Origin of the sequence: Kitasatospora sp. NPDC057198 (assembly GCF_042670125.1) — a bacterium.
Lineage (GTDB): Bacteria > Actinomycetota > Actinomycetes > Streptomycetales > Streptomycetaceae > Kitasatospora.
In genome coordinates this window covers 1-1,018 of record NZ_JBHUWH010000902.1, presented here as the reverse complement: position 1 = coordinate 1,018, position 1,018 = coordinate 1, and the positions used below count along the sequence as shown (strand labels likewise).

The window sequence follows — 1,018 nt, the reverse complement described above, 5'->3', positions numbered from 1 at the left end:
CGCCAGGAGGGTGCGGACGGCGGCTCGGCCGACCAGGGGGCCTCGCGTCAGCCGACGTTGGCGCAGGAGTTGCCGAACGCCGGGTTCAGGGCGCCGATGACGTCGATCGAGTTGCCGCACAGGTTGACCGGAATGTGGATCGGCACCTGGATCTCGTTGCCGGAGGCGACACCGGGGGAACCGGCGGCAACGCCCTCGGCGCCGCTGCTCGCCATGGCGGAGCCCGCACCGGCGGCGACGATGCCCACGACAGCGGCGCCGACGGCGGCGGCCTTCTTGATGCTCATTCTGAGTCTCCTCGATAAATCAGATCTTCCAATTGCCGCGCCGGGGGCTGCCGGTAGGAAGCACACGGGACGTGCACCAGGCCAACGAAGCCGCCCGGGGACGGTTGCGCACGCCCCCGAACAATCACCCACTCGGCGTAATCCGCCGCATTCGGGTGATCGGCGGATCCGCCCGTTTCCCCCGCCGCGCCGGCTCGTTCTTCCTCACGAACACCGCTCCACAGGCAGCCCCCGGGCCGCCCTGGAAGCGCCGCGAAGCGACCCCTCCCCGCCGTGAGCGAGAGGTCGCGGGCGCACCCCGACGCGGCGCGTATCGCCCAAGCCACGGGCGACACGAGGGTGTTGGGCCGCGTGAGTGACATTCACGGCGCATCCGGAAAACCCCGGGCGATGATGCGATCGCCCGGCACCCGACCATCCGAAGTCGGGCAGAACGTGAGGAAGAAAGCTATGCGCAACTTCAAGAAGGCCGCGGTCCTGTCCGTCGCCGCCGCCGGTCTGGTCCTCGGCTCGGCCGGCCTGGCCAACGCCTCCGCGGGCGCCGAGGGCGTCGCCGCCGGCTCCCCCGGCGTGCTCTCCGGCAACCTGATCCAGGTCCCGGTGCACGTCCCGGTCAACGTCTGCGGCAACACCGTCAACGTCATCGGCCTGCTGAACCCGGCGTTCGGCAACCACTGCGCCAACGTCGGCTGAACTGCCTGACGCAGCGCCCGCGCCGCACCGCACGTCCG

The 1,018-nt window shown here is 70.9% G+C and carries 2 protein-coding genes; one reads left to right on the top strand and one right to left on the bottom strand.

Annotated elements, in window-relative coordinates; genetic code table 11:
• Positions 1–47: 47 nt before the first annotated feature.
• Positions 48–287, bottom strand: coding sequence for a chaplin (locus tag ACFUEL_RS39985; RefSeq protein WP_380243181.1), 240 nt, complete (start codon positions 285–287; stop codon positions 48–50).
• Positions 288–737: 450 nt separating this feature from the next.
• Here ACFUEL_RS39985 and ACFUEL_RS39980 point away from each other — a divergent pair, with 450 nt between their 5' ends.
• Positions 738–980 carry a chaplin gene (locus ACFUEL_RS39980; RefSeq protein ID WP_033252291.1) on the top strand — a complete coding sequence of 81 codons (243 nt, stop codon included), beginning with the start codon at positions 738–740 and terminating at the stop codon, positions 978–980.
• Positions 981–1,018: the final 38 nt, after the last annotated feature.